This is a genomic window from Nocardia sienata NBRC 100364 (assembly GCF_001613205.1).
GTDB lineage: Bacteria > Actinomycetota > Actinomycetes > Mycobacteriales > Mycobacteriaceae > Nocardia > Nocardia sienata.
Map to the genome: position 1 here is coordinate 1 of NZ_BDBX01000118.1, position 1,669 is coordinate 1,669.

The window sequence follows — 1,669 nt, forward strand, 5'->3', positions numbered from 1 at the left end:
ATCGTTTTGTGGCGAGTCCGTTCGATGCCGGTCAGCGGATGTATCGCACGGGTGACCTTGTGCGGTGGAGTCGGGTCGAGACTTCGGTGGAAGGCCGCATCGAGTCGTTGCCGGTGCTGGAGTATCTGGGCCGTACCGATTTCCAGGTGAAGTTCCGTGGTCAGCGCATCGAGCTCGGGGAGATCGAGTCGGCGTTGCTGGCCCGGCCCGTGGTCAGCCAGGCCGTGGTCACAGTCGCGGCCTCCGATCTCGGTGAGCAGCTGGCCGCCTACGTGGTGCCCGCGCCCGGCGAACGAATCGTTCCGGCTGCGCTGCTGGATGCGTTACGTGAGGTGCTGCCGGTCTACATGGTGCCGGCCGTGGTCATGCAGCTCGACGCCTTCCCGCTGAACACCTCCGGCAAGTTGGATCGTAAGGCGCTGCCGGCGCCGGTGTTCGAGACGCGGGAGTTCCGTGCGCCGTCGACCCCGATCGAGGAGATCGTCGCGGGTGTGTTCGCCGAGGTTCTCGGTGTCGAGCGGGTCGGTGTGGATGATGATTTCTTCGCCCTCGGTGGTAACTCGCTGATCGCGACGCAGGTCGCGGCGCGGTTGGGCGCGGCGCTGGGTACGCAGGTGCCGGTGCGGATGCTGTTCGAGGCATCCACCGTGGCGGCGCTTGCCGCCGCGGCGGAAACCGCTGCGCGTCGCGGAAACCTCCCCGTCCTCGCGCCGCGCGAACGTCCGGCGCGAGTGCCGTTGTCGCTGGCGCAGCAGCGGATGTGGTTCCTGAACCGATTCGACGAACGGTCCGCGGCCTACAACCTGCCGGTGGCGATCCGGTTGACGGGTGCACTCGATGTCGAGGCATTGCGTGCGGCGGTCGCGGACGTGCTGGAGCGGCACGAATCCTTGCGGACCCGGTATCCGCTGGGTGCCGGACAACTGCCTTATCAGGAAGTTCTGCCGACCGCACAGGTGATCGGCAGGATGGAGATCGCCGCCGCGGACGATCCGGTGGCCAGAGTCGCCGAGCTGATGTCGGTCGGGTTCGACGTCACCGAGCAGGCGCCGGTACGGGTGCTGTTGCTGACCACCGGTCCCGGCGAATGGGTGCTGGCGATGGTGGTGCACCACATCGCTGCCGACGGTTCCTCGGTGGGCCCGTTGACGCGGGATCTGATGACGGCCTATTCGGCGCGGGTGTCCGGTGAGGCCCCGGGTTGGGCTCCGTTGCCGGTGCAGTACGCGGATTACAGCATCTGGCAGCGGGAGCTGCTCGGTGACGAAGCCGATCCGGAATCGATCGCGGCGCAGCAGGTCGGTTACTGGCAGTCGGCGCTGGCCGGGGTGCCGGATCAATTGGATCTCCCGGCGGACCGCCCGCGTCCGGCGGTGCAGACATTCGCCGGCGGTCGCGTGCAGTTCGCGATCGATGCGGAAACCCATGCCGGTTTGCAGCGAGTGGCGCAGCAGCAGGGCGCCACGCTGTTCATGGTGGTGCATTCGGCGCTGGCGGTGCTGTTGTCGCGGCTGTCGGGTAGCGACGACATCACCATCGGTACGCCGGTGGCGGGTCGTGGTGAGCGGGCGCTCGATGACCTGGTCGGTATGTTCGTGAACACGCTGGTGTTCCGGACGCAGTTGGATCGGGGCGAGTCGTTCGCGGAGCTGTTGTCGCGGCAGCGCGA

Annotated in this window: 1 protein-coding gene; it reads left to right on the forward strand. The window is 67.5% G+C overall.

The window, feature by feature from the left end; genetic code table 11:
* On the forward strand, positions 1–1,669 hold a 1,669-nt coding region (locus NS4_RS30985), incomplete at both ends, for a condensation domain-containing protein (RefSeq protein ID WP_245665876.1).